This window comes from Paracidovorax oryzae ATCC 19882, from assembly GCF_000687165.1.
GTDB lineage: Bacteria > Pseudomonadota > Gammaproteobacteria > Burkholderiales > Burkholderiaceae_C > Paracidovorax > Paracidovorax oryzae.
Genome location: NZ_JMKU01000001.1, coordinates 269,232 through 293,232 on the forward strand (window position 1 = coordinate 269,232; position 24,001 = coordinate 293,232).

22 protein-coding genes and 2 tRNA genes are annotated in these 24,001 nt (G+C 67.7%); 14 read left to right on the top strand and 10 right to left on the bottom strand.

Going from position 1 to position 24,001, the window contains the following annotated elements; genetic code table 11:
* The gene (locus tag T336_RS24595) at positions 1–519 is read right to left on the bottom strand and encodes a hypothetical protein (protein ID WP_244883848.1); all 519 of its coding nucleotides are present in this window, start codon (positions 517–519) and stop codon (positions 1–3) included.
* Positions 477–4,499 carry a phosphoribosylformylglycinamidine synthase gene (gene purL, locus T336_RS0101125; protein WP_026431194.1) on the bottom strand — a complete coding sequence of 1,341 codons (4,023 nt, stop codon included), beginning with the start codon at positions 4,497–4,499 and terminating at the stop codon, positions 477–479. The genes T336_RS24595 and purL overlap by 43 nt, the downstream gene beginning before the upstream one ends.
* Before the next feature lie 203 nt (positions 4,500–4,702).
* Between purL and map the strand changes: the two genes are divergently transcribed.
* Entirely contained in the window at positions 4,703–5,518 is an 816-nt protein-coding gene (gene map / locus T336_RS0101130) for a type I methionyl aminopeptidase (RefSeq protein ID WP_019701254.1), read from the top strand.
* A 103-nt stretch (positions 5,519–5,621) separates the two neighbouring features.
* Positions 5,622–8,228 (top strand): [protein-PII] uridylyltransferase, encoded by a 2,607-nt coding sequence (locus T336_RS0101135; RefSeq protein ID WP_026431195.1) that lies wholly within the window; start codon positions 5,622–5,624, stop codon positions 8,226–8,228.
* A 36-nt stretch (positions 8,229–8,264) separates the two neighbouring features.
* Here the strand turns inward: T336_RS0101135 and def are convergent, their stop codons facing one another.
* Positions 8,265–8,804, bottom strand: coding sequence for a peptide deformylase (def, locus tag T336_RS0101140; protein ID WP_026431196.1), 540 nt, complete (start codon positions 8,802–8,804; stop codon positions 8,265–8,267).
* Between the two features lie 101 nt (positions 8,805–8,905).
* On the opposite strand from def, the gene T336_RS0101145 reads away from it, so the two are divergent.
* The 6 genes from T336_RS0101145 (at position 8,906) to T336_RS0101170 (ending at position 12,119) form a co-directional block, all read left to right on the top strand.
* Positions 8,906–9,319: a YbaN family protein gene (locus tag T336_RS0101145; protein ID WP_026431197.1), complete on the top strand. Its 414-nt coding sequence runs from the start codon at positions 8,906–8,908 to the stop codon at positions 9,317–9,319.
* 66 nt (positions 9,320–9,385) lie between these two features.
* Positions 9,386–9,461: transfer RNA gene (locus T336_RS0101150), tRNA-Asn, on the top strand.
* Between the two features lie 59 nt (positions 9,462–9,520).
* Positions 9,521–9,596 (top strand) — tRNA-Asn (locus T336_RS0101155).
* 149 nt (positions 9,597–9,745) lie between these two features.
* The gene (gene aat / locus T336_RS0101160) at positions 9,746–10,507 is read left to right on the top strand and encodes a leucyl/phenylalanyl-tRNA--protein transferase (RefSeq protein WP_026431198.1); all 762 of its coding nucleotides are present in this window, start codon (positions 9,746–9,748) and stop codon (positions 10,505–10,507) included.
* Positions 10,504–11,241 carry an arginyltransferase gene (locus tag T336_RS0101165; RefSeq protein ID WP_026431199.1) on the top strand — a complete coding sequence of 246 codons (738 nt, stop codon included), beginning with the start codon at positions 10,504–10,506 and terminating at the stop codon, positions 11,239–11,241. The genes aat and T336_RS0101165 overlap by 4 nt, the downstream gene beginning before the upstream one ends.
* A 65-nt stretch (positions 11,242–11,306) precedes the next feature.
* Positions 11,307–12,119: an IclR family transcriptional regulator gene (locus tag T336_RS0101170; RefSeq protein WP_019703000.1), complete on the top strand. Its 813-nt coding sequence runs from the start codon at positions 11,307–11,309 to the stop codon at positions 12,117–12,119.
* An 89-nt stretch (positions 12,120–12,208) separates the two neighbouring features.
* On the opposite strand, the gene T336_RS0101175 is transcribed toward T336_RS0101170, so the two are convergent.
* The 6 genes from T336_RS0101175 to T336_RS0101200 all read right to left on the bottom strand — a co-directional run bounded on the left by T336_RS0101175 (position 12,209) and on the right by T336_RS0101200 (position 19,701).
* On the bottom strand, positions 12,209–13,324 hold the full coding sequence (locus tag T336_RS0101175) for a serine hydrolase (RefSeq protein ID WP_019702999.1): 1,116 nt from the start codon (positions 13,322–13,324) through the stop codon (positions 12,209–12,211).
* Positions 13,325–13,440: 116 nt separating this feature from the next.
* Positions 13,441–14,979: a 2-isopropylmalate synthase gene (locus T336_RS0101180; protein ID WP_019702998.1), complete on the bottom strand. Its 1,539-nt coding sequence runs from the start codon at positions 14,977–14,979 to the stop codon at positions 13,441–13,443.
* Positions 14,980–15,157: 178 nt separating this feature from the next.
* Positions 15,158–15,991, bottom strand: a complete 834-nt coding sequence (pssA, locus tag T336_RS0101185) for a CDP-diacylglycerol--serine O-phosphatidyltransferase (RefSeq protein ID WP_026431200.1) — start codon at positions 15,989–15,991, stop codon at positions 15,158–15,160.
* Between the two features lie 199 nt (positions 15,992–16,190).
* Entirely contained in the window at positions 16,191–17,207 is a 1,017-nt protein-coding gene (gene ilvC, locus T336_RS0101190; RefSeq protein WP_019702996.1) for a ketol-acid reductoisomerase, read from the bottom strand.
* A gap of 56 nt (positions 17,208–17,263) precedes the next feature.
* On the bottom strand, positions 17,264–17,755 hold the full coding sequence (gene ilvN / locus T336_RS0101195; protein WP_011796185.1) for an acetolactate synthase small subunit: 492 nt from the start codon (positions 17,753–17,755) through the stop codon (positions 17,264–17,266).
* A 140-nt stretch (positions 17,756–17,895) separates the two neighbouring features.
* Entirely contained in the window at positions 17,896–19,701 is a 1,806-nt protein-coding gene (locus T336_RS0101200) for an acetolactate synthase 3 catalytic subunit (protein ID WP_026431201.1), read from the bottom strand.
* 292 nt (positions 19,702–19,993) lie between these two features.
* Here T336_RS0101200 and T336_RS0101205 point away from each other — a divergent pair, with 292 nt between their 5' ends.
* From T336_RS0101205 to T336_RS0101230, 6 genes are all read left to right on the top strand, one after another.
* Entirely contained in the window at positions 19,994–20,563 is a 570-nt protein-coding gene (locus T336_RS0101205; RefSeq protein WP_013594594.1) for an RNA polymerase sigma factor, read from the top strand.
* Positions 20,560–21,024 carry a DUF3619 family protein gene (locus tag T336_RS0101210; RefSeq protein ID WP_013594593.1) on the top strand — a complete coding sequence of 155 codons (465 nt, stop codon included), beginning with the start codon at positions 20,560–20,562 and terminating at the stop codon, positions 21,022–21,024. Before T336_RS0101205 ends, T336_RS0101210 begins: the two co-directional genes overlap by 4 nt.
* Positions 21,025–21,037: 13 nt before the next feature.
* Complete coding sequence (locus T336_RS0101215; protein ID WP_019702994.1) at positions 21,038–21,919, top strand: DUF3106 domain-containing protein; 882 nt, start codon at positions 21,038–21,040, stop codon at positions 21,917–21,919.
* 115 nt (positions 21,920–22,034) lie between these two features.
* The gene (locus tag T336_RS0101220; RefSeq protein ID WP_019702993.1) at positions 22,035–22,475 is read left to right on the top strand and encodes an RDD family protein; all 441 of its coding nucleotides are present in this window, start codon (positions 22,035–22,037) and stop codon (positions 22,473–22,475) included.
* Between the two features lie 99 nt (positions 22,476–22,574).
* Positions 22,575–22,967: a diacylglycerol kinase gene (locus T336_RS0101225; protein ID WP_019702992.1), complete on the top strand. Its 393-nt coding sequence runs from the start codon at positions 22,575–22,577 to the stop codon at positions 22,965–22,967.
* A complete protein-coding gene (locus T336_RS0101230; protein ID WP_026431202.1) occupies positions 22,964–23,557 on the top strand; it encodes an LOG family protein in 594 nt (197 codons plus the stop codon). Before T336_RS0101225 ends, T336_RS0101230 begins: the two co-directional genes overlap by 4 nt.
* A 49-nt stretch (positions 23,558–23,606) precedes the next feature.
* Here T336_RS0101230 and T336_RS0101235 read toward each other — a convergent pair whose 3' ends face one another.
* Positions 23,607–23,945 (bottom strand): P-II family nitrogen regulator, encoded by a 339-nt coding sequence (locus T336_RS0101235; protein WP_019702990.1) that lies wholly within the window; start codon positions 23,943–23,945, stop codon positions 23,607–23,609.
* Positions 23,946–24,001 lie beyond the last annotated feature (56 nt).

A 24,001-nucleotide genomic window follows, 5' to 3' on the forward strand; every position in this document is an offset into this window, starting at 1 on the left:
CTAACGCTCCGCGTCAGAAGGCCTGCGCTCCGGATCGAAGGGAAAGTCCGGCTGCAGGATATCCACGCACGCCTCGCAGGCCAGGAACCGCGACCGCTGCCCACGGCTCACCGCGCCCCATCCCGTTCCGCTGTCGATGGATACCGTCACGGTCCGGCCATCCGAAAAGACCACTGTGGCATCCGCCGAGCAATCGTCCAGGATGGCATTGCGCCGGTACGAGCCGCTGTCCGTGAGGGCGGCATGCTGCAGGAAAAATTTCACCCGCCTGGCATCCAGCACCAGGCCGCGGCAATCCACTTCCGGAGCGAATCGCGCCTGGGCCGCAGGGCGTTCGATGGCGATTTTCTGGATTTTCGCGTGGGCGAAGGAGCGGGACAGCATCGCATCCTGCGCCTCCGCCGCGAAGCCAACTGGCGCAGTGCATGCAAGACAAAACGCCAGTGGCCTCCGCCAGGCCACCAGAGCCTGCAGCCTCACCCCACCCACTTGCGCGCGTTGCGCCAGATGCGCATCCACGGGCTCAGCGCGCTGCGGTCGCCGCTGGTCCAGCTCATCTGAATGTTGCGGAACACGCGCTCGGGGTGGGGCATCATGGCCGTGAAGCGGCCGTCCGCCGTGGTCACCGCCGTGAGGCCGCCCGCGCTGCCGTTGGGGTTGAACGGATACTGCTCGGTCGCGGCACCCTGGTGGTCCACGAAGCGCATCGCCGCGATCGCCTGGGCGGCATTGCCGCGGCGCGCGAAGTTCGCATAGCCCTCGCCGTGCGCCACGGCGATCGGCAGCCGGCTGCCGGCCATGCCCGCGAAGAAGAGGCTGGGCGACTCCAGCACTTCCACCAGCGACAGGCGGGCCTCGAAGCGCTCGCTCTGGTTGGTGGTGAAGCGCGGCCAGGCCCCGGCGCCCGGAATGATGTCGGCCAGTTCGGCGAACATCTGGCAGCCGTTGCACACCCCCAGGCCAAACGTATCGGCGCGGCCGAAGAAGCCCTGGAACTGTTCCGCCAGCACCGGGTTGAACGTGATCGAGCGCGCCCAGCCGATCCCGGCGCCCAGGGTGTCGCCGTAGCTGAAGCCACCGCAGGCCACCACGCCCTTGAACTCGGCCAGCTTCGCGCGGCCCGACTGCAGGTCGGTCATGTGCACATCGTAGGCATCGAAGCCCGCCTCGTTGAAGGCATAGGCCATCTCGATGTGCGAGTTCACCCCCTGCTCGCGCAGGATCGCGACCTTGGGCCTGGCGAGGTTCAGGAACGGCGCCGCCACGTCGTCGGCGGGATCGAACGTCAGCGCCACGTGCAGGCCCGGATCCTGCGGAGCGCCCGCCGCCGCATGCTCCGCATCCGCGCAGGCCGGGTTGTCGCGCTGCTGGCAGATCTTCCAGCTCACGGCATCCCACACCTGGTGCAGGTCGGACAGCGATGCGCTGAACACCGCCTTCACGTCGCGCCAGACCTGCAGCTCGCCCTTGCCCACGTCCATGGCGGACGCCGCGGGACGCGTCTTCCCGACGAAGTGGCTGAACTTCGAGAGGCCGTGCTCGCGCAGGGTCTGCATCACCTCGTTGCGCTCGGCGGTGCGCACCTGCAGCACCACGCCCAGCTCTTCGTTGAACAGCGCCTTGAGCGTCAGTTCCTCGCGCCGCGCGCTCACCTGCTGCGCCCAGTTCTTGGCATCGCCCGTTTCCATGCGGCTGTCGGCGATCCCGTCGCCTTCCGTCACCAGCAGGTCGACGTTCAGCGCCACGCCCACGTGCCCTGCGAAGGCCATCTCGGCCACCGCGGCCAGCAGGCCGCCGTCGCTGCGGTCGTGGTAGGCCAGGATGCGGCCCTGCGCGCGCAGCGCGTTCACGGCATCCACCAGCTTCACAAGGTCCTGCGCGTCGTCCAGGTCGGGCACCTCGCCGCCCTCCTGGCCCAGCACCTGCGCCAGGATGCTGCCGCCCATGCGGCAACGGCCACGGCCCAGGTCCACCAGCACCAGCGTGGTGTCTTCTTCCCGTGCGTCGAGCTGCGGCGTCAGCGTGCCCCGCACGTCAGGCAGCGTGGCGAATGCGCTCACGATCAGGCTCACCGGCGAGGTGACCTTCCGGGCGGCGCCGCTCTCATCCTTCCACTGCGTTCGCATGGACAGCGAATCCTTGCCCACCGGAATGCTGATGCCCAGCTGCGGGCACAGCTCCATGCCCACGGCCTTCACGGTGGCGTACAGGTCGGCGTCCTCGCCAGGCTCGCCGCAGGCTGCCATCCAGTTGGCCGACAGCTTCACGCGCGGCAGCTCGATCGGTGCGGCCAGCAGGTTGGTGATCGCCTCGGCCACGGCCATGCGGCCCGAGGCCGGTGCGTCGATCCCGGCCAGCGGCGTGCGCTCGCCCATCGACATCGCCTCGCCCGCGAAGCCGCGGTAGTCGGCCAGCGTCACGGCGCAGTCGGCCACCGGCACCTGCCAGGGGCCCACCATCTGGTCGCGGTGCGACAGCCCGCCCACCGTGCGGTCGCCGATGGTGATCAGGAAGCGCTTGGAAGCCACCGTGGGGTGCGCCAGCACGTCGATCACGGCCTGCTGCAGCGGCACGCCGGTGAGCTCGATCGGCGCGGCCTCGCGGCGCACCGTCTTCACGTCGCGGTGCATCTTCGGCGGCTTGCCGAGCAGCACGTCCATGGGCATGTCCACGGGGAATTTCTGGTCGCCCGCCTCCACCGACGTGTCTTCCAGCACCAGCTGGCGCTCGCCCGTGGCCGTGCCGATCACGGCGAACGGGCAGCGCTCGCGTTCGCAGAACGCACGGAAGGTCTCCAGCGATTCGGGTGCGATCGCCAGCACGTAGCGCTCCTGGCTCTCGTTGGACCAGATCTCCTTGGGCGCCAGGCCGGATTCCTCCAGCTGCACCGCCCGCAGGTCGAAGCGCGCGCCGCGGCCGGCGTCGTTGGTCAGTTCGGGGAACGCGTTCGACAGCCCGCCCGCGCCCACGTCATGGATCGCCAGGATCGGGTTCTGCGCGCCCTGCGCCCAGCAATGGTTGATGACCTCCTGTGCGCGCCGCTCGATCTCGGGATTGCCGCGCTGCACCGAATCAAAGTCGAGTTCGGCCGCGTTGGTGCCCGTGGCCATGGAACTGGCCGCGCCGCCGCCCATGCCGATGCGCATGCCCGGGCCGCCCAGCTGGATCAGCAGCGTGCCGGCCGGGAACTCGATCTTCGTGGTGAGGCCCGCGTCGATCACGCCCAGGCCGCCCGCGATCATGATGGGCTTGTGGTAGCCGCGGCGCACGCCGGCCACATCCTGCTCGTACTCACGGAAGTAGCCCAGCAGGTTCGGCCGGCCGAACTCGTTGTTGAAGGCCGCTCCGCCCAGCGGGCCCTCGACCATGATCTGCAGCGGGCTCGCGATGTGCTCGGGCTTGCCGCCGGCCTCGTCGCTCCAGCCGCCCCAGAGTTTCGAGACCGTGAAGCCGGTGAGGCCGGCCTTGGGCCTGGAGCCGCGGCCCGTGGCACCCTCGTCGCGGATCTCGCCGCCCGCGCCCGTGGAGGCGCCGGGGAACGGAGAGATCGCCGTCGGGTGGTTGTGGGTCTCCACCTTCATGAGCACGTGGTGCGTGGCGTCGCTCTTGCGGTAGGCGAGCACGTCCTGCGCCGCGCGCCCGGTGGCGGCCGGCGCGATGAAGCGCTCGACGGCGCTGCCTTCCATGATGGAGGCGTTGTCCGAGTACGCGACGATGGTGTGCTGCGGCGCCAGCTGGTGGGTGTTGCGGATCATCGCGAACAGGCTCTTGTCCTGTTCCTGGCCGTCGATGGTGAAGCGCGCGTTGAAGATCTTGTGGCGGCAGTGCTCGCTGTTGGCCTGCGCGAACATCATCAGTTCGACATCGGTGGGATTGCGGCGCAGCGACGTGAAGGCATTGACGAGGTAGTCGATCTCGTCGTCCGCCAGGGCCAGGCCCCAGCGGGTATTCGCCCCCTCCAGCGCGGCGCGCCCGCCGCCCAGCACGTCCACGAATTCCATGGGCACCGCAGGCAGTTCGGTGAACAGGTCGGCCGCCCCGGCCCGGTCCCACAGCACCGATTCCGTCATGCGGTCGTGCAGCAGCGCGGCCACGGCCTGCTTCTGCGCGTCGGTCAGCGTGGGCACGCCGCCCAGCAGGCCCGTGCGCAGCGACAGCCGGTATTCGGTCACCCGCTCCACGCGGCGCACGTGCAGGCCGCAGTTGCGCACGATGTCGGTGGCCTTCGAGGCCCACGGCGACACGGTGCCGATGCGCGGCGCGACCACGATGGCGGGGCCGGCGTCCGGGCCGGCATAGGGGTCGCCATAGGTGAGCAGGGCCGCCAGGCGCTCGCGGTCGGCCGGCGTCGGCTCGGCATCGGTGGCCACCAGGTGCACGAAACGGGCTGCGACTGCCTCGATGCGGTCGTGGATGGCCTGCAGGCGGGGCAGGAGCTGCTGGACGCGGAAGGGGCTGAGGGCGTTGCTGCCTTCGAACGAGGTAAGGTGCAGGGTCACTTTGGCGGCCTGTTGCGGGAAAGGATGGGGCTCGGAGCAGGAGGCCGCGGCCGGCGGGCGGGCCGCTGAATGGGGCCTGCCTCCGGGGCGTCGCGGCGCGTTCGGCGGAGCCCGCCATTTTACCGGGCCCGCAGCTTCGGCCGGCGGCCACTGCCATCGCACCCGCGGAGGCACCGGACGGCCCCCGATGGGATAATCCCGGCATGAGCATCACCATCAAGTCCGCCGAGGAAATCGCCGGCATGCGCGAAGCCTGCCGCCTGGCTTCGGAAGTGCTGGACTACATCACGCCCCACATCCGTCCCGGCATGACCACGAACGACGTGGACCGGCTCGCCGCCGAATGCATGGCCGCGCAGGGCACCATCTCGGCCACCATCGGCTACCAGCCGCCGGGCTACCCGCCCTACCCCAAGTCGCTCTGCACCTCGCTCAACCACGTGGTCTGCCACGGGATACCGAACGACAAGCCCCTCAAGAAGGGCGACATCATGAATGTGGATGTCACCGTCATCACCAAGGACGGCTGGTACGGCGACAACAGCCGCATGTACCTGATCGGCGACGTCTCCATCGCCGCGAAGCGCCTGTGCCAGCTCACCTTCGAGGCGATGTGGCTGGGCATCCTGCAGGTGAAGCCGGGGGCGCACCTGGGCGACATCGGCCACGCCATCCAGAAGTTCGCCGAAGGCCACGGCCTGTCGGTAGTGCGCGAATTCTGCGGCCACGGCATCGGCAAGAAATTCCACGAAGAGCCCCAGGTGCTGCACTACGGCCGCCCCGGCACACTCGAGGAACTGGTGCCGGGCATGACCTTCACCATCGAGCCCATGCTCAACGCCGGCCGCCGCGAGGTCAAGGAGCACGGCAACGACGGCTGGACCATCGTCACCAAGGACCACAGCCTCTCCGCCCAGTGGGAGCACACGGTGCTCGTGACCGAGACGGGCTACGAGGTCCTCACGCTGTCGGCCGGCTCGCCTCCGCTGCCGCCGTTCGTCACGGCCGTGAAAACCTGACGGCTGCGCCGGCGCGCACAGGCGCAGCATGGTTCTTGCTTGCGGTGCGGCCATGCCTGCCGACCGCGTCCCGACGCCCCCATCGCCTTCTTCCCCGCACGCCATGCCGCCCACGCTTTCGGAACTCCAGCCCCTGCGCGACGCCTACCGGCAGGACAAGGCCACCCTGCTGGCCAGCCTGCAGTCCAGGGGGGCGTCCACCCGCAGCGTGCGCGCCCTGCTCGGCAAGCTCTCCGCCCTTGCCGACCGGCTGCTGCGCACCCTGTGGCAGCGGGCCGGCCTGCCGGACAGCCTGGCGCTGCTCGCCGTGGGCGGCTACGGCCGCGCCCAGCTGTTCCCCTATTCCGACGTGGACGTGCTCGTGCTGCTGCCCGACGGCAGCGAAGCCGACTGCGAAGGCCCGTTGCGCCCCGCCATCGAGGCCTTCATCGGCAGCTGCTGGGACGCTGGCCTGGAAATCGGCTCCAGCGTGCGCACCGTGGCCGAGTGCCTGACCGAGGCCGCCGCCGACGTGACCGTGCAGACCTCGCTGCTGGAGGCCCGCCGCATCATCGGCAGCGCCGCCCTGGTGGCGGATTTCCAGGAGCGCTACGACGCGCAGATGGACCCGGAGGCCTTCCTGGTCGCCAAGACCCTGGAAATGCGGCAGCGGCACAACAAGTACGAGAACACGCCCTACGCGCTGGAGCCCAACTGCAAGGAGTCGCCCGGCGGCCTGCGCGACCTGCAGACCGTGCTCTGGGTGGCCCGCGCCAGCGGCCTGGGCCGCAACTGGAAGGAACTGGCCGCCCACGGCCTCGCCACCGCCTTCGAGGTGCGTCAGATCGAGCGCAACGAAGCCCTGCTGTTCCTCATCCGCGCACACCTGCATGCCATCGCCGGCCGGCACGAAGACCGGCTCGTCTTCGACCTGCAGACCGCCGTGGCCGAATCCTTCGGCTACCGCAACCAGGCCGCCGCCGAAGGGCAGCGCCAGCGCCTGCGGGCGAGCGAAAGCCTCATGCGCCGCTATTACTGGGCGGCCAAGGCGGTCTCGCAGCTCAGCCAGATCCTGCTGCTCAACATCGAGGAGCGGCTGTCTCCGCCCTCCCACGAACTGCGGCCCATCAACGAGCGCTTCTACGACAAGTCAGGTCTCATCGAGGTCGCCAGCGACGACCTCTACCACCGCGACCCGCACGCCATCCTGGAAACCTTCCTGCTCTACGAGACCGAGGAAGGCCTGAAGGACCTGTCGGTGCGCACGCTGCGCGCGCTCTACAACGCCCGCGGCGTCATGGACGCAGCCTTCCGCCGCGACCCCGTCAACCGGCAGCAGTTCCTGCGCATCCTCCAGCAGCCCGTGGGCATCACCCATGCCATGCGGCTCATGAACCAGACCTCGGTGCTGGGCCGCTACCTCTGGCCCTTCCGGCGCATCGTCGGGCAGATGCAGCACGACCTGTTCCACGTCTATACCGTGGACCAGCACATCCTCATGGTGCTGCGCAACGTGCGCCGCTTCTTCATGCCCGAGCATGCGCACGAATACCCCTTCTGCTCGCAGCTCGCCGGCGGATGGGACAAGCCCTGGCTGCTGTACCTCGCGGCCCTCTTCCACGATATCGGCAAGGGCCGCGGTGGCGATCACTCACGCATCGGCGCCGAGGAAGTGCGCCACTTCTGCCGCCAGCACGGCGTGAGCGCGGAAGACGCCGCGCTGGTCGAATTCCTGGTGGCCGAGCACCTCGCCATGAGCCAGGTGGCGCAGAAGCAGGACCTCACCGACCCCGACGTCATCGCCGCATTCGCCCGGCGCGTGGGCAGCGAGCGGCGCCTCACCGCCCTGTACCTGCTCACCGTCGCGGACATCCGCGGCACCAGCCCGAAGGTCTGGAACGCCTGGAAAGGCAAGCTGCTGGAAGACCTCTACCGCGCCACGCTGCGCACGCTGGGCGGGCGGGCGCCCGACGCCGCCGCCGAGGTCGAGGCCCGCAAGCGCGAAGCCCTGGTCCTGCTCGCGCTCAACGCCCAGCCCTTCGAGGGCCACAAGAAGCTCTGGGACACGCTGGACGTCGGCTACTTCATGCGGCACGAGGCCGCCGACATCGCCTGGCATGCACGCCACATGGCCCGCCACGTGGGCGCGGAACGCTCGGTCGTCCGCGCCCGGCAGTCCCTGGCCGGCGAAGGCCTGCAGGTGGCCGTTTACGCCCCCGACCAGCCGGATCTCTTCGCGCGCATCTGCGGCTACTTCGACCGCGCAGGATTCAGCATCCTGGACGCGCGCGTGCACACCGCCAACAACGGCCATGCGCTCGACACCTTCCAGATCGTCGCGCCGGAGCAGGCCGGCCACTACCGCGAACTCACCCACATGGTCGAGAGCGAACTCGCGCGCACCATCGAGGAAGGTGGAGCACTGCCCGAACCCGGCCGCAAGCGCGTCTCGCGCCGGGTCAAGAGTTTTCCCATCACGCCGCGCGTCGCCCTGCGGCCGGACGAAAAGGCCCAGCGCTGGATCCTGCACATCTCCGCCAGCGACCGTGCCGGCCTGCTCTACCTGGTCGCGCGCGTCCTCTCGCGCCACCACCTCAACGTGCAGCTCGCCAAGGTCAGCACGCTGGGCGAGCGCGTGGAAGACACCTTCCTCATCCAGGGCCCGGAACTGCAGCACAACGCGCGGCAGATCCAGATCGAGACCGAACTGCTGGAAGCGCTGTCGGGCTGAGGCCCGGCCCGGCAGCCGGGAAGGCGACGCAGCGCGTCAGTCGTCCTCGTGCTCCGCGATGTCCGGGAACAACACGTCCGCATAGCCGAAGCGCGAGAAATCGCGGATGCGCATCGGGTAGAGCTTGCCCACCAGGTGGTCGCACTCGTGCTGCACCACCCGGGCATGGAAGCCCTCCACCGTGCGGTCGATCAGCGCGCCGTGCTCGTCGAATCCTTCATAGCGGATGCGCGACCAGCGCGGCACCACGCCCCGCAGCCCCGGCACGGACAGGCACCCTTCCCAGTCCTCTTCCTCCTCGTCGCCCAGCGGCGTGATCCGCGGGTTCACCAGCACCGTGGGCGGCACCAGCGGCCGGTCGGGGTAGCGCGGGTTGCGCTCGTTCGAGCCGAAGATCACCAGCTGCAGATCCACACCGATCTGCGGAGCGGCCAGTCCTGCGCCGTTCACGGCGCGCATGGTTTCGCGCATGTCCTGCACCAGCTGCAGCAACGAAGGCGTGCCGAATTCGGCGACGGGCCGGGCGACGCGCAGAAGACGCTCGTCGCCCATCTTGAGGATGTCGTGGATGGCCATGTAGAAAGAAAAAGCACGTGAGACGGCCGGCGGCGCGGATCGCCGCCGGTCCAGGGGCACGCAGCATATCGCCCCTGCGCACCGGAAGGCACAATCGCCCCATGCCCGCACCGCCCACGGATCCACTGCCCCCGCCTCCCGCCCATGCGCCGCTGCCGGCGCCCGTGCGCTGGCTGCTGCTGGCGTTCGCCGCACTCAGCCTGGGCCTGGGCATCATCGGCATCTTCGTGCCCGGCCTGCCGACCACGGTGTTCGTCCTCATGGCCGGCTGGGCGGCCGCACGCAGTTCGCCGCGGCTGCATGCCTGGCTGTGGCGGCATCCGCTTTTCGGCTCCATGCTGCGCAACTGGGCCGATGGCGGCCGCGTGAGCCGCCGCGCGAAATGGAGCGCCACGGCCATGATGGCACTGTGCGGCGTCGTGCTCGTGGTCAGCACCGCGCCGCGGTGGGTGGCCATCGGTGCATCGGCCTGCATGGCCTGCGTGCTGGTGTGGCTCTGGTGTCGCCCCGAGTGAACTTTTGCCGCGGGCATGCGAGTTTTCCGATCGGGCTGTTTTTTGTGTATATAATCTAAGTCTTGTTCCTCGATAGCTCAGTCGGTAGAGCGCCGGACTGTTAATCCGTAGGTCCCTGGTTCGAGCCCAGGTCGAGGAGCCAAGAAGTTTTTGCAGCGGGCACTGCAACCGGACAAGGCCCGCTTACATTCGAAAAGTCATTCCTCGATAGCTCAGTCGGTAGAGCGCCGGACTGTTAATCCGTAGGTCCCTGGTTCGAGCCCAGGTCGAGGAGCCACATCAAAGGCCACCCCCAGGGGTGGCCTTTTTATTTTCCGCTTCCGGTTTGCGCGCCGGTTGCCGCCTCGCCCCCCGCAGCACGCGGCGCGCATGGCCTTTCAGGGGCGCACAATGGCACCCAGCCACCCTGCCCGCCCATCTGCACGCATGCCACCGTCCACTCCGCTCGCCTGGCTCGAACCCGATGCCCCCTTCCCGCCCGCGGCGCACGCCTGGGGTCCAGGGGATCCGGCCCCCGGCCTGCTCGCGGCCGGGGGGGCGCTCGACACCGCGCACCTCCTCCAGGCCTATGCCCAGGGCATCTTCCCCTGGTTCAGCGCGGGGCAGCCCATCCTCTGGTGGAGCCCGGACCCGCGCATGGTCCTCGCGGTGGAGTCGTTCCGCCTGCACCGGTCGCTGCGGCGCACCCTGCAGCACTTCCGCACGACACCCGGCTGCGAGATCCGCGTGGATCACAGCTTCCCCGACGTGATCCGCGCCTGCGCGCAGACGCCGCGCGGCGGGCAGCACGGCACCTGGATCGTGCCGGACATGATCGCCGCTTACGAGGAGTTCCACCGCGCAGGCCACGCCCACAGCATCGAGACCTGGCAGGATGGCCGGCTGGTGGGAGGCCTCTACTGCATCGGCATCGGCCGGGCAGTCTTCGGCGAGTCCATGTTCGCCCATGCCACCGATGCCTCGAAGATCGCCCTGGCGGCACTCGTCTGCCTGTGCCGCCACCACGGGGCGGAATGGATCGACTGCCAGCAGAACACCGCCCACCTCGCATCGCTCGGCGCGCGGGAAATCCCGCGCGAGCGTTTCCTGCGCAACGTAGAGGCCGCCACCGCCCTGGCACCGATCACCTGGCGGTTCGATTCCTTATACTGGGACGCATTGCTGCCCTCTTCGCCCGGCCCGCAATGACGCAACTCAACGACCTCCCGCTGCAGACCCTGCAGTTCTACGCGACGGCGCCCTACCCGTGCAGCTACCTGCCGGACCGGCAGGCCCGGTCCCAGGTCGCCACGCCCAGCCACCTGATCCAGAGCGATGTGTATTCCGACCTGGTGGCGCGCGGATTCCGCCGCAGCGGCATGTTCACCTACCGCCCCTATTGCGACGGCTGCCAGGCCTGCACGCCGCTGCGCGTGCTGGCGGGCGAATTCCGGCCTGACCGCAGCCAGCGCCGCGCCTGGAAGCAGCACAGCGGCCTGCAGACCCGCGTGCTGCGGCTGTGTTACGAGCCGGAACACTACCAGCTCTATCTCCACTACCAGAGCGCCCGCCATTCCGGCGGCGGCATGGACCAGGACAGCATCGACCAGTACACGCAATTCCTGCTGCAGAGCCGCGTGAATTCGCGTCTGGTGGAGTTCCGGGATCCGGCGCCCGAGGGAGAAACCGGCACGCTGCGCATGGTGTCCATCCTCGACGTGCTGGACGACGGCCTTTCAGCTGTCTATACCTTCTACGACCCCGATCCGGACTGCAGCTACGGCACTTTCAACGTGCTCTGGCAGATCGAGCAGGCCCGCACCCTCGGCCTGGCGCACGTCTATCTGGGGTACTGGATCGCCGAGAGCGCCAAGATGAACTACAAGTCGCGCTTCCACCCGCACGAACTGCGGGTGCACGGCGAGTGGCGGCGCGGCGGCTGAGCCTCCGGCTCACGGCCGGGTTTTTCATAAGATAAAATTCCCGGACATTGCCTTGGCCGAGAACCATGAAAAAAGACGACGCAGGCGCCTCCTCCAAACCCAGCGTACAGGTGCTGGAGCGCATGTTCACCCTCATCGACGTGCTCGCCTCCCGGGAGGAAGCCATTCCCCTGAAGGAAATCAGCGAGAAGACGGGGCTGCATCCCTCCACCGCGCACCGCATTCTCAACGACCTCACCCTGGGCCGCTTCGTGGACCGGCCCGAATCCGGCAGCTACCGGCTCGGCATGCGGCTGCTGGAACTGGGCAACCTCGTCAAGGCCCGGCTGAGCGTACGGGACGCCGCCCTCCTGCCCATGCGCAGCCTGCACAAGCTGACCCAGCAACCCGTCAACCTGAGCATGCGCCAGGGCGACGAAATCGTGTATGTCGAGCGGGCCTACAGCGAGCGCTCCGGCATGCAGGTGGTCCGCGCCATCGGCGGCCGCGCGCCCCTGCACCTGACATCCACCGGCAAGCTGTTCCTGGCGGTGGACGATCCGCAACGCGTGCGAGCTTATGCCGTGCGCACCGGGCTGGCAGGCCATACGCGCAACAGCATCACCCAGCTGCCGGCGCTGGAACGTGAACTGGGCCAGGCCCGGCAGTACGGCATCGCCCGCGACAACGAGGAGCTGGAGTTGGGCGTGCGCTGCATGGCGGCCGGTGTATTCGACGACCAGGGCCAGCTCGTCGCAGGCCTGTCGATTTCGGCCCCGGCCGACCGCCTGGACGAGAACTGGCTGCCCAAGCTGCAGGCCACCGCGGACGAGATCTCCGCCGCACTGGGCTATGACCGCGGCCGGGCCCAGAAGGACGCGGGCTCGCCCCACCGGTAGAGGCCCATGAAAAAAGGCCATGCGCCGTTCAGCGCATGGCCCGGGATGCAAGGATTCCCGCCGTGCGACGCGGAATCCCGTGGGTTCGATCAGTCCAGCTTCGCGCTCGTCGTGCCGCCCGAGGCATGCAGCGTGCTGGCGGAACCCAGCGACGGCAGCTTCTCCACCCAGTGGCGCACGCGCTCGGCATCGCCCAGGCGGCTGAACTTGCCGGCGGAATCCAGGAACACCATGATGAGCTTGCGGCCCGCGATGTGGGCCTGCATCACGAGGCAGCGGCCCGCCTCGGAGATGTACCCCGTCTTCTGCAGGCCGATCTCCCACGAGGGGCTCTTCACCAGGCGATTGGTGTTGTTGAAGTGCAGCGTGCGGCGGCCCACCGCCACCTCGTAGCCCGGCGACGTGGTGAGTTCGCGCAGCAGCGGATCGGAATGGGCGACGTTCACCAGCGTGGCGAGATCGCGAGCGCTCGACTGGTTGTGGCTGGACAGGCCCGTGGGCTCCACGTAACGGGTCTCGGTCATGCCGATCAGGCGGGCCTTGGCATTCATGCGGGCCACGAAAGCCTCCAGTCCGCCGGGGAACGTGCGGCCCAGCGCATGGGCGGCGCGGTTCTCGCTGGACATCAGGGCCAGGTGCAGCATTTCCCCGCGGGTGAGCGTGGTGCCCACGGCCAGGCGGGAGCTGCTGAACTTCTCGGTATCGACGTCGTCCTGGGTGATCGTGATCGGCTCATCCATGGGCAGCTTGGCCTCGGAGATCAGCAGGCCCGTCATGAGCTTGGTGAGCGACGCGATCGGCAGCACCGCGTGGTCGTTCTTGCTGAGCAGCACCTCCTGCGTGTCCTGGTCGATCACCAGCGCCACGCTGGACTTCAGGTCGAGGGGATCGGCCACCGAATGCAGGCCGGCGACCTGGCCGAAGGACTGGCGTTCCGGCACCACGGCAGCCAAGCGGGGGGCGAGCCGGGCGCTGCTGGCAACGGAGCGCGTGGCCTTGACCCGCGTCACGGCCTTGCGGGGAACGGCCTTGGTGGACCGCGATGCCGTGCGCTGTTGCTTGGCGGTGGCCGTGGCGGCCGGCTTCTTCGCTCCCGCTTTCTTGCGCTCGGCCGCGTGCGCTCCGGGAACGGCCAGTGCAAGGCTCAATGCGCAAAAGGCCAGCGCATGGATGAGCCGGGGGACGATGCGGCAGCGTTCTTGCATCAGATGCTCCAAGCGGCAAAAAATTGTATGACAGTGTATGTGAGCAAAAAAAGTCGCGCAAGATCAATATCTTGCGCGACCTTCTCAATGAAGTGGCTGAATTATAAATTCCAGTTTCAGCCTTGCGCAGCCACGCGCTCGGCTTTGCTTTGTAATTTGTTCAACGCGCTCAGGTACGCTTTGGCTGACGCGACGACGATGTCGGGGTCGGCGCCCACCCCGTTGACGACCCGCCCGCTGTCCTGCAGGCGCACCGTCACCTCGCCCTGGCTCTCCGTGGAGCCGCTGATCGCGTTCACCGAGTACAGCACCATCTCGGCGCCGCTGTTCACGTGCGACTCGATGGCCTTGAGCGATGCATCGACCGGGCCGTTGCCCTCCGACGCGCCATGCACTTCCTTGCCGTCCACGGTAAAGACCACCGCGGCATGGGGCCGCTCGCCGGTCTCGCTGCGCTGCGACAGCGATACGAAGCCGTAGCGTTCGCCGGCGCCGGCCGTGGCGTCACCGCTGACGAGTGCGAGGATGTCCTCATCGAAGATCTCGCTCTTGCGGTCCGCGAGTTCCTTGAAGCGCAGGAAGGCGGCGTTCACGTCCGCCTCGCTCTCCAGCTGCACGCCCAGGTCCTGCAGCCGCTGCTTGAACGCATTGCGCCCGCTCAGCTTGCCCAGCACGATCTTGTTGGCGGTCCAGCCCACGTCCTCGGCCCGCATGATCTCGTAGGTATCGCGGGCCTTGAGCACGCCGTCCTGGTGGATGCCGCTGGCATGGGCGAAGGCGTTGGCGCCCACCACGGCCTTGTTCGGCTGCACGACGAAGCCCGTGGTCTGGCTCACCATGCGGCTGGCAGCCACGATGTGCTGCGTATCGATGCCCAGCTCCAGGCCGAAGTAGTCGCGCCGCGTCTTCACGGCCATGACGATCTCCTCCAGCGAGCAGTTGCCCGCACGCTCGCCCAGGCCGTTGATGGTGCATTCGACCTGGCGCGCACCGCCGATCTTCACGCCGGCCAGGGAGTTGGCCACCGCCATGCCGAGGTCGTTGTGGCAATGCACCGACCACACGGCCTTGTCGCTGTTGGGGATGCGTTCGCGCAGGTTCTTGATGAAGTTGCCGTAGAGCTCGGGAATGGCATAGCCCACCGTGTCGGGGACGTTGATCGTCGTGGCGCCTTCGGCGATCACGGCCTCCAGCACGCGGCAGAGGAAGTCGGGCTCGCTGCGGTAGCCGTCTTCCGGGCTGAATTCGATGTCGGCCACGAGATTGCGCGCGAAGCGCACGGACTGCTTCGCCTGCTCCAGCACCTGCTCCGGCGTCATGCGGAGCTTCTTTTCCATGTGCAGCGGGCTGGTGGCGATGAAGGTGTGGATGCGCGCGCGCTGAGCATCCTTCAGTGCCTCCGCCGCGCGGGCGATGTCGCGGTCGTTCGCGCGGGACAGCGAGCACACCGTCGAATCCTTGATGGCCTGTGCGATGGCCTGCACCGCCTCGAAATCCCCGTTCGAGCTGGCGGCGAAGCCGGCCTCGATCACGTCCACCTTGAGGCGCTCGAGCTGGCGGGCGATGCGCAGTTTCTCGTCGCGGGTCATCGAGGCGCCGGGAGACTGCTCGCCGTCGCGCAGGGTGGTATCGAAGATGATGAGTTTGTCGGACATCGTGTGCTCCTTGTCGTTGGTGGGCCGGCACCCCGCCCGCCAAGCGTGAGGCCCGCAAGAAAAAGGCCCGCTGCCATGTGCATGCGGGCCTTCGTCGGTATGCCTTGCGGTGCCTTGACGCGGGAAGGGGGCACTCCACGGGCAATGTAGCACAAGCCCGGCAGGCCGCCGGGCCGCGTCACTTGTGCAGGCCGCGTTCGTCGGGCTCGTCCGTGGAGATGCTGATGACGCTGCTGTGCTGTCCCTTGGCCTTGCGCCAGGCATAGACGCCGTAGCCGCTCAGTCCGTAGAGCACGAAGACGCCGAAAAGCACCGTGGGCGGATGGATGTTCACCACCGCGATGCCCAGCGCGATCAGCACGATGGTGGCGAATGGCACGCTGCGCTTCATCTGGATGTCCTTGAAGCTGTAGAAAGGCACGTTGGTCACCATGGTGAGGCCGGCGTACAGGGTGACGCCGAACATCAGCCAGCAAATGTGGTTCCAGGCCACCCAGGTATCCGCCCCGCGCTGCACGCCCAGCTCCGTCATCAGCCAGATGAAACCCGCCACCAGGGCCGCAGCCGCCGGGGACGGCAGCCCCTGGAAGTACCGCTTGTCCACCACGCCGGTGTTGACGTTGAAGCGGGCGAGCCGCAGCGCCGCGCATGCGCAATAGACGAAGGCCGCGATCCAGCCCCAGCGGCCGAGGCCCTTGAGCGCCCATTCGTAGGCGATGAGCGCGGGAGCCGCACCGAACGACACCATGTCGGACAGCGAGTCCATCTGCTCGCCAAAGGCGCTCTGGGTGTTGGTCATGCGGGCCACGCGGCCGTCGAGGCTGTCGAGCACCATCGCGCAGAACACGCCGACCGCAGCGAGGTCGAAGCGGCCATTCATGGCCATCACGATGGCATAGAAGCCGCCGAACAGCGCTGCCAGCGTGAAGAGATTGGGCAGGATGTAGATGCCCTTGCGGCGCTTGCGCGTCATCACGCCCGGGGTGCCAGCGGCGTCCTTGCCATCATGCATCAGGCGCACCTCCGGCCGCTGCGGATGCGGCGGTGCATTCAACCATTGGATTCATGGACATGGGATATACGGCGTAGGCGAATGAAACCGTGGAGTGTAGAGCGCCCGGGAGCCGGGGCCCGGGCCCGCAAAGAAAGAAAGGCCACCCGGGCGGGTGGCCTTCCACGGACCGCGTGGCGCTCGCCACGGCGGACAAGGATCAGTTGCGGGTCTGGTCCACGAGCTTGTTCTTGGCGATCCACGGCATCATCGCACGCAGTTGCGCACCCACGACCTCGATCTTGTGGTCGGCCGTGTTGCGGCGGCGGGCCGTCATGCTCGGGTAGTTCAGGCGGCCTTCCTGGATGAACATCTTCGCGTAGTCGCCGTTCTGGATGCGCTTGAGCGCATTGCGCATGGCCACGCGCGACTGCTCGTTGATGACTTCGGGGCCCGTCACGTACTCGCCGAACTCGGCGTTGTTCGAGATCGAGTAGTTCATGTTGGCGATGCCGCCTTCGTAGATCAGGTCCACGATGAGCTTGAGCTCGTGCAGGCATTCGAAGTAGGCCATCTCGGGAGCGTAGCCGGCTTCCACCAGCGTCTCGAAGCCCATCTTGATCAGCTCGACCGCGCCGCCGCACAGCACGGCCTGCTCGCCGAACAGGTCGGTCTCGGTCTCTTCCTTGAAGTTGGTCTCGATGATGCCGGCCTTGCCGCCGCCGTTGGCCATGGCATAGGACAGGGCCAGGTCACGGGCCTTGCCGGACTGGTCCTGGTGCACGGCCACCAGGTGGGGCACGCCGCCGCCCTGGGCGTAGGTGGAACGCACCGTGTGGCCGGGAGCCTTCGGGGCCACCATCCACACGTCCAGGTCGGCGCGGGGCACCACCTGGTTGTAGTGCACGTTGAAGCCGTGGGCGAACGCCAGGGAAGCGCCCTGCTTGATGTTCGGCTCCACGTTGTTCTTGTACACCTCGGCGATCTGCTCGTCGGGCAGCAGGATCATCACGACGTCGGCGGACTTCACGGCCTCGTTCACTTCGAGCACCGTCAGGCCGGCCTTGCCGACCTTGTCCCAGGACGCGCCACCCTTGCGCAGGCCGACCACGACCTTCACGCCGCTGTCGTTCAGGTTCTGGGCGTGCGCGTGGCCTTGCGAGCCGTAACCGATGATGGCCACGGTCTTGCCCTTGATCAGGCTCAGGTCACAGTCCTTGTCGTAGAAAACTTTCATGTTGTTGGCTCCAGGTTGAATCGGTGAAGAAAAGATGTATGGGAAGGTCCGCGTGGCTAGACGCGGAGAATGCGTTCGCCCCGTCCGATGCCGCAGGCGCCGGTGCGCACGGTTTCCAGGATGGCGGTGCGGTCGATGGCCTGCAGGAAAGCATCGTTCTTGGACTGGTCGCCGGTCAGCTCCACGGTGTAGCTCTTCTCGGTGACGTCGATGATGCGGCCGCGGAAGATGTCGGCCATGCGCTTCATCTCCTCGCGTTCCTTGCCCACGGCCCGGACCTTGACCATCATGAGTTCGCGCTCGGTGTAGGAGCCCTCGGTCAGGTCCACCACCTTCACGACTTCGATCAGGCGGTTGAGGTGCTTGGTGATCTGTTCGATCACGTCGTCGGAGCCCGTGGTCTGGATGGTCATCCGCGAGAGGGACGCATCCTCGGTGGGCGCCACCGTGAGGGATTCGATGTTGTAACCCCGGGCGGAGAACAGTCCCACCACGCGCGACAGGGCACCCGGCTCGTTCTCGAGCAGAACGGCAATGATGTGTTTCATGAATGAAGATTCCTCTTTTCGCTGCCCTCCCCTGGGACCGGTAAGCCCCAGGCTCGGCAGACAATAGATTCGTCGAAAGGGCGCCAACCGGAGGGATGGCGCGACAGGGCGACAGCCGGCCCCTGCGGCGCTTCAACGGCTCAGAGATCCTCCGAGCCCAGCAGCATTTCCGTGATGCCCTTGCCGGCCTGCACCATCGGGAACACGTTCTCGGTGGGATCGGTGCGGAAGTCCAGGAAGACGGTCCGGTCCTTGAGCCTGCGGGCCTCGCGCAGCGCGGGCTCCACGTCCTGCGGGCGCTCGATGAGCATGCCGACGTGCCCATAGGCTTCGGCAAGCTTCACGAAGTTCGGCAGCGCGTCCATGTAGCTGTGGCTGTAGCGGCCGGAATACTCGATCTCCTGCCACTGCCGCACCATGCCGAGGTAGCGGTTGTTGAGCGAGCAGATCTTGATCGGCGTGTTGTACTGCAGGCAGGTCGAGAGTTCCTGGATGTTCATCTGCACCGAGCCTTCGCCCGTGATGCAGAACACCTCGCTCTGCGGCTTCGCCAGCTTGATGCCCATGGCGTAGGGAATGCCCACGCCCATGGTGCCCAACCCACCGGAATTGATCCAGCGGCGCGGCTCGTCGAAACGGTAGTACTGCGCCGCCCACATCTGGTGCTGGCCCACGTCGGACGTGATGTACGTGTCCGCATCCCTGGTCATGTTCCACAGCGTCTCGACGACGAACTGCGGCTTGATGACGTCCTGGTTGCCCCGGTCGTACTTGAGGCAGTCGCGGCGGCGCCAGCCTTCGATCGTGTCCCACCAGGAGGACAGCGCGCCCGCGTCGGGCCGCACCGTGGATTCGCGGATCATCGAGATCAGCTCGGTGAGCACTTCCTTGACGTCGCCGACGATCGGCACGTCGACCTTCACACGCTTGGAGATGCTCGACGGGTCGATGTCGATGTGGATGATCTTGCGGTCGTTCTGCGCGAAGTGCTTGGGGTTGCCGATCACGCGGTCGTCGAAGCGCGCCCCCACGGCCAGCAGCACGTCGCAGTTCTGCATGGCATTGTTGGCCTCGATCGTGCCGTGCATGCCCAGCATGCCCAGGAACTTCGGCGAACTCGCCGGATAGGCCCCCAGGCCCATGAGCGTGTTGGTGACCGGGTAGCCCAGCATGTCCACCAGCGTGCGCAGTTCCTGAGTGGCGTTGCCCAGCAGCACGCCGCCGCCGGTATAGATATAGGGGCGCCTGGCGGACAGCAGCAACTGCAGCGCCTTGCGGATCTGTCCGCCATGCCCGCGGCGGACGGGGTTGTAGGAGCGCATCTCCACGCTCTGCGGATAGCCGTGGTAGGGCACCTTCCTGAAGGAGACATCCTTCGGGATGTCCACCACCACGGGGCCGGGCCGGCCGGTGCGGGCGATGTGGAAGGCCTTCTTCAGGGTCTCCGCGAGGTCCCGCGTGTCCTTGACCAGGAAGTTGTGCTTGACGATGGGGCGCGTGATGCCCACGGTGTCGCATTCCTGGAAGGCATCCAGGCCGATCGCCGGCGTGGGCACCTGGCCGGAGATGATGACCATGGGAATCGAATCCATGTAGGCCGTGGCGATGCCGGTCACCGCGTTGGTGAGGCCGGGGCCGGAGGTCACCAGCGCCACGCCCACGTCGCCGGTGGCGCGCGCATAGCCGTCCGCCGCGTGCACGGCGGCCTGCTCGTGCCGCACCAGCACGTGCTGGATGGTGTCCTGCTTGTAGAGGGCGTCGTAGATGTAGAGCACGGCCCCGCCCGGGTAGCCCCACATGTACTGCACGCCTTCGGCCTGCAATGCCTTGATGAGGATTTCGGCCCCCATGAGGTCCTGGGGAGCAGCGGAGATGCCGGAGGTGTGGGTTCCGCCCGCCTGCGCGGCGGTGGATGCCGAAGAGAGCTCGGCCCTGGAGATTTCCATGATCAACCTTTGTGAATTTCTCTGACGAAAAACCTAGGGTGCTCCTTGCAAGGTTCTTGTGGAACCAGCGTGGAACTTGAGGCCTCGGACATGGGCGAAATGATGGATGCGCCGGACCGGGACCCGTTTGCCTTTTTGAATTGCAGGGCGGATTATGGCACTGCCGACCTGCCCGATGGCACGCCCGGCCCAAAAAACATCACGCCGATGCGATAATGCACGCCGAACACCCGCCGCCGCGCTGCGCGCCAGGCGGCCCTCCTCCCCTGCCCTTCCCGGGCCCCGACCTCTCTTGGCGACCGAACAGGAACTGTCCGACTTTCTCAAAAGCGTGGAAAAGCGAGCCTTCAAGCGCTCGCTCTACCATGTGCGCAACGAGGAAGCGGCATTGGACATCGTCCAGGACAGCATGCTCAAGCTGGCCGAGCACTATGGGGACAAGCCGCCGGCGGAGCTGCCCATGCTGTTCCAGCGCATCCTGTCCAACTGCACCCTGGACTGGTTCCGGCGCCAGAAGACACGCAATGCGCTCTTCTCGAACATGAGCGATTTCGAGGGGCCGGGCGAGGACGGCGACGATTTCGACCTGCTGGAAGCCTATTCGGGCCCCGAGGACAGGCAGACGTCGCAGAGCGCGGAAGATCTCGTGCGCCGTGCCCAGGTCTTCCGGGACATCGAATCCGAGATACAGGAGTTGCCCGCCCGTCAACGGGAGGCGTTTTTGATGCGTTACTGGGAAGAGATGGATGTTGCGGAAACGGCGGCGGCCATGGGCTGCTCGGAAGGCAGCGTCAAAACCCATTGTTTCCGCGCCATCCAGACCCTCAGCAAGGCACTGAAGGCACGAGGAATCGAACTATGAACTCCACTTCCCAATCCCTTTCCGTCCAGGAAGCCGGCGCGGAGCGATTCGCCCGCCGCGTCACCGCGCGCCTGTCCGAGGGCACGGCGGACATGCCCTACGACATTTCGGAACGCCTGCGGGCCGCCCGCGTCCAGGCCGTTTCCCGCCGCAAGCGGGTGGCGTCGGTTCCCGTGCTGCAGACGACGGGCGCGACCGCCGTGTTCGGCAGCAAGGGCAGCGCCACCCTGGGCGGGGGCGGGGAAGGCCGGACCTGGTGGCGCGCGCTGGTGTCCGCCATTCCCCTGACGGCCCTGGCCGTCGGCCTCGTGGTCATCAACGTGTCCCAGGAAGAGAAGGGCATGAACGAGGTGGCGGAAGTGGACGCGGCCCTGCTCACCGACGACCTCCCACCGTCCGCCTATGCCGACCCGGGCTTCCTGCAGTACCTCAAGACCACCGCACAGACCCCGAAACGCTGATTCCCTTTCCTGCATGCCCATAGCCTCGCTCGCCGCTCCACGACTGATGCCAGCCACCGTGCTGGCTTTCGCATTGCTGGGCGCGCTGTCCGTGCTGGGCTGGCAGGCGTGGAAACAGGCGGGCATGGCGCCCAGCACGCCGCTGCCGGCCGAGGCCCTGGCCAGCAAGCACACGGCCCGCGGCCCCGAAGTCCGCTTCGCCGCCCCCGACCCGGACGGCGCAGGTACGGGGCCGTCGTGGAACGAACTCACCGCCGCGCAGAAGCACGCCCTGGCCCCGCTGGGCGTTCGCTGGGCCACGATGAGCGAGGCGCAGAAGCGCCACTGGCTGACGCTGGCCGCATCGTTCCCGCACCTGTCCGCGCACGAGCAGCAGAAGCTGCAGGCCCGCATCACCGACTGGGCCAGCCTGAGCGGCCAGCAGCGCAGCCAGGCCCGGCTGAACTACGCCCTGACGAACAAGCTGTCCGTCGATGACAAGCGCGCCCAGTGGGAGGCCTACCTGGCGCTGAGCGAGGAAGAGCGCAGGCAGCTGGCGGCCCACGCTGCGCCCCGGCCAGCGGGCGCCGCGACCGCGATACGCCCGATATCCCCGCGCAAGCTGGCCCGGGTGCCGGCCGCGACCGCCGCGGCGAACCGCGCCAACGCCCCCAAGATCCCTGCGCCGCCGGCTTCGCACCCCATGCAGGCACTGCCCGTGATCGTGGCACCTGCCGCGGTGCTTCCGGCTTCCGCAGCGGCGGTCGAGACGCAGCCCGTGGCAGTGCCCAGTGCGGTGGCCGGGCCATTGCCGCCCCTGTCCTCGGCATCCGAGCCTGTCGCGCCCTCCGCACCGGCGGCGGCACCGTCCTCCCAGGAATCCAGGGACAGCGAGTCGCAGTATGCGCCGCAATAATCCGGGGATGCCCTCCACGACATCCTCCGGCCTCGAAACGCCTCTTTCCGAAGCGCCGCCCCACGCCAGCCCGGGTTCATCCGCCCCCCTGCGCGCCCCGTCGCTGCGCAGGCGCATGGCCTGCTGGGTTTACGAGGGCATCCTGATGTTCGGGGTGGTCTTCATTTCCGGCTATCTCTTCGATTCGCTCAGCCAGTCACGCCACGCGCTGGATCTCCGCGCGCTGCGCATGGGGTTCCTGTTCGTGGTCTTCGGCATCTATTTCACCTGGTTCTGGGCCAAGGGCCAGACGCTGGCCATGAAGACCTGGCACATCCGGCTGCGGGACCGCCACGGCGCCCCGGTGACGCAGGCACGGGCGCTCTGGCGCTACGTGCTGAGCTGGCTGTGGTTCCTGCCACCGCTCGCCATCGTCGGCCCGCTGGGGCTGGGTGCGGGCGAGATCACCGTCATCACCCTGGGCTGGGTGGCCGTCTGGGCCCTCCTCAGCCGCTTCCACCCGCAGCGCCAGTTCTGGCACGATGCCTTGGCAGGCACCCGGCTGGTGCAGGCCTGACGGAGGGAACCCGGCCGGTACCGCCTGCCGGCCCCTGATCCAGTGCCGCGGCGCCGTCGCGGCCCGCCGCGATACTGCCCGGTCTCCTCTTCTTTCCGTATGAACGCACCGATTTTCGATAATCCCCACAAGGCCCGGCGCGGGCTCGGCCGGATCTGGCACGCGGGCATCCACTCCTGGCACGGCCTGCAGGCCGGCTGGTCCGAGAAGGCATTCCGGCTCGAGGCCATCCTGGCGTGCATCCTGCTTCCGCTGGCCTTCTGGATCGCGCGCAGCTGGGTGGAGGCAGCGCTGCTGTGCGGCAGCGTCGTGCTCGTGCTGATCACGGAGTTGCTGAATTCCGCCGTCGAGGCCGCGATCGACCGAATCGGGCCGGAATGGCATGCGCTGTCCAAGCGCGCCAAGGACATGGGCAGCGCCGCCGTGCTGCTGGGCCTGGTCTTCTGTGCCGCGGTATGGGCCGCGGCGTTGTTCCAGAGGTTCTACGGATGAAAGATCCCGCTTTTTCCCTGTGTGTGTATCTCGGTTCGCGCCCCGGCGGGAACCCCGCTTTTGCCGACGCGGCCGTGGCCGTGGGCGAATGGATCGGCCGCCACGGCGGCCAGCTGGTGTACGGCGGTGGCCGCAGCGGGCTGATGGGCACGGTGGCCGAGGCCACGCGACGGGCCGGCGGGCGGGTCGTGGGCATCATCCCGCAGGCCCTGGTGGACAAGGAACTGGCCAACCAGGCGTGCGACGAACTGCACATCGTGCAGACCATGCACGAGCGCAAGGCCATGATGGCCGAACGCTGCGACGCCTTCGTCGCCCTGCCCGGGGGCATCGGCACGTTCGAGGAGCTTTTCGAGGTCTGGACGTGGCGCCAGCTCGGCTACCACGACAAGCCGCTGGGCCTGCTCGACGTGGACGGGTACTACGGCGGGCTGCTCGACTTCCTGCAGCACGGCGTCCGCAGCGGCCTGATGAGCGACTGGCAGATGGGGCTGCTGTCGGTAGGCTCCGACCCCGACACCCTGCTGCGCACGCTGGTGGAAACCGCCGGCACCCGCCAGGACACCGTGCCGCTGCGCACGGTGATCTGAAGGCAGGCGGGGCGCCTGGCGCGCCCCGGCACAGTAAACGGCCTCCGCCTCAGACGGCCGCGTCGTCGAGGTCGCCCGTGCGGATGCGCACCACCCGCTCGACTTCCGTCACGAAGATCTTGCCGTCGCCGATCTTCCCGGTGCGCGCCGCCGTGACGATCGCATCCACGCAGCGGTCCACGTCCTCGCTCTTGACCACGACCTCCACCTTCACCTTGGGCAGGAAGTCCACCACGTACTCGGCACCGCGGTAGAGCTCGGTGTGGCCCTTCTGCCGGCCGAAACCCTTGACCTCCGTCACGGTCAGGCCGGTGACGCCGCATTCGGCCAGCGCCTCGCGGACCTCTTCGAGCTTGAAGGGCTTGATGACGGCGGTAATCATTTTCATGGCGGGAACTCCTCGAAACGTGATGCCGGCGGACGCTGCCTGGCCCTGGGGGGGCC

What these genes read in the sequence shown, in the direction of transcription:
- map (WP_019701254.1), top strand. Translation starts at nt 4,703, where the DNA reads ATGAGCATCACCATCAAGTCCGCCGAGGAAATCGCCGGCATGCGCGAA.
- T336_RS0101135 (WP_026431195.1), top strand. Translation starts at nt 5,622, where the DNA reads ATGCCGCCCACGCTTTCGGAACTCCAGCCCCTGCGCGACGCCTACCGG.
- def (WP_026431196.1), bottom strand. Translation starts at nt 8,804, where the DNA reads ATGGCCATCCACGACATCCTCAAGATGGGCGACGAGCGTCTTCTGCGC.
- T336_RS0101145 (WP_026431197.1), top strand. Translation starts at nt 8,906, where the DNA reads ATGCCCGCACCGCCCACGGATCCACTGCCCCCGCCTCCCGCCCATGCG.
- aat (WP_026431198.1), top strand. Translation starts at nt 9,746, where the DNA reads ATGCCACCGTCCACTCCGCTCGCCTGGCTCGAACCCGATGCCCCCTTC.
- T336_RS0101165 (WP_026431199.1), top strand. Translation starts at nt 10,504, where the DNA reads ATGACGCAACTCAACGACCTCCCGCTGCAGACCCTGCAGTTCTACGCG.
- T336_RS0101170 (WP_019703000.1), top strand. Translation starts at nt 11,307, where the DNA reads ATGAAAAAAGACGACGCAGGCGCCTCCTCCAAACCCAGCGTACAGGTG.
- T336_RS0101175 (WP_019702999.1), bottom strand. Translation starts at nt 13,324, where the DNA reads ATGCAAGAACGCTGCCGCATCGTCCCCCGGCTCATCCATGCGCTGGCC.
- T336_RS0101180 (WP_019702998.1), bottom strand. Translation starts at nt 14,979, where the DNA reads ATGTCCGACAAACTCATCATCTTCGATACCACCCTGCGCGACGGCGAG.
- pssA (WP_026431200.1), bottom strand. Translation starts at nt 15,991, where the DNA reads ATGCATGATGGCAAGGACGCCGCTGGCACCCCGGGCGTGATGACGCGC.
- ilvC (WP_019702996.1), bottom strand. Translation starts at nt 17,207, where the DNA reads ATGAAAGTTTTCTACGACAAGGACTGTGACCTGAGCCTGATCAAGGGC.
- ilvN (WP_011796185.1), bottom strand. Translation starts at nt 17,755, where the DNA reads ATGAAACACATCATTGCCGTTCTGCTCGAGAACGAGCCGGGTGCCCTG.
- T336_RS0101200 (WP_026431201.1), bottom strand. Translation starts at nt 19,701, where the DNA reads ATGGAAATCTCCAGGGCCGAGCTCTCTTCGGCATCCACCGCCGCGCAG.
- T336_RS0101210 (WP_013594593.1), top strand. Translation starts at nt 20,560, where the DNA reads ATGAACTCCACTTCCCAATCCCTTTCCGTCCAGGAAGCCGGCGCGGAG.
- T336_RS0101215 (WP_019702994.1), top strand. Translation starts at nt 21,038, where the DNA reads ATGCCCATAGCCTCGCTCGCCGCTCCACGACTGATGCCAGCCACCGTG.
- T336_RS0101220 (WP_019702993.1), top strand. Translation starts at nt 22,035, where the DNA reads ATGGCCTGCTGGGTTTACGAGGGCATCCTGATGTTCGGGGTGGTCTTC.
- T336_RS0101225 (WP_019702992.1), top strand. Translation starts at nt 22,575, where the DNA reads ATGAACGCACCGATTTTCGATAATCCCCACAAGGCCCGGCGCGGGCTC.
- T336_RS0101230 (WP_026431202.1), top strand. Translation starts at nt 22,964, where the DNA reads ATGAAAGATCCCGCTTTTTCCCTGTGTGTGTATCTCGGTTCGCGCCCC.
- T336_RS0101235 (WP_019702990.1), bottom strand. Translation starts at nt 23,945, where the DNA reads ATGAAAATGATTACCGCCGTCATCAAGCCCTTCAAGCTCGAAGAGGTC.